At 65.9% G+C, this 1037-nt stretch carries 1 protein-coding gene; it reads right to left on the bottom strand.

The genetic code is table 11. From position 1 onward, the window contains the following. A partial coding sequence (gene ltrA, locus ABZW11_RS46280) for a group II intron reverse transcriptase/maturase (protein ID WP_355432944.1) occupies positions 1-1025 on the bottom strand: 1025 nt, incomplete at its 3' end. Positions 1026-1037: the final 12 nt, after the last annotated feature.

Below are 1037 nucleotides of genomic sequence, written 5' to 3'. Positions count from 1 at the left end.
GTCCATTGCGCCGTCTGACCGGCCCGCAGATTGCGTCCCCGCTTCTTGATCATCAAGCGACGCAGACGCCACACCACGTAGTTGTCGATCTGGCGGAACTTGCGGGCGGCGTTCCCGGTTCGGAAGTAGCTGCCCCAGCCGCGCAGGACCGGATTGAGATCCGCGATCACGTCACGGACATCCGTTCCCGACCGGCGGCGGTCGGTCCGCTCCCGGACCTTGGACCGGAGTCTCTTCATCGCCACCTGGCCGGGCCAGCGGTGCAGGTAGTAGCGAACGATCCGCCGCTGTTCCCACAGCCGCCCGGACATGCGGGCTCTGAAGTGGCAGCCGAGGAAGTCGAGTCCTTCCCGGCCCTCTCTGAGGTCAACGATCTTCGTCTTATCCGGGTGCAGCCTCAGCCCCAGCGACGCGAGGATGTCCCCGATCGCCCCCAGGGCCGCTCTGGCCTGGGCAGCGCTGCGACACAACACGACTCCGTCGTCGGCGTACCGCACCAACTCGCCCACACCGCGCTTGGCCAGCTCGGCGTCCAGAACATGCAGGTAGATATTGGACATCAAGGGCGAAATCACGCCGCCCTGCGGGGTTCCCGCGACCGTCCGCCGGAACTCCCCCTCCGCCATCACACCCGCCTGAAGCCACTGCCGCAACAGCTTGAGCACCCGCCGATCCGACACCCGCCTGCCCACCTCAACGAGAAGCCGATCATGGTCGATCTCGTCGAAGAAGCCCGCGATGTCGAACTCCACCACGAACACACAGCCCTCGATGAAGCCCTTACGCAGCCGCTCCATCACCTGCGTCGCCGACCGCTTCGGCCGGAACCCGAACGAACACGGAAGGAAATCCGCCTCAAAGATGGGTTCCAGCACCAGCCTGGCGGCCTGCTGAGCCACGCGATCACGAATCCGGGGTATCCCCAGCGGACGCCTGCCACCGTGTGATTTCGGGATATCCACACGCCTGGACGGCGCGGGACGATACATGCCTGTGCGAAGGCCGTGCTGGAGCTCGGCAAGCATCCGCTCCACCCC

The sequence above is a fragment of the Nonomuraea sp. NPDC004580 genome (assembly GCF_040609855.1).
GTDB classification, from domain to species: domain Bacteria; phylum Actinomycetota; class Actinomycetes; order Streptosporangiales; family Streptosporangiaceae; genus Nonomuraea; species Nonomuraea salmonea.
The sequence above is the reverse complement of the archived record's forward strand: the minus strand, read 5'-3'. Positions and strand labels throughout refer to the sequence as shown.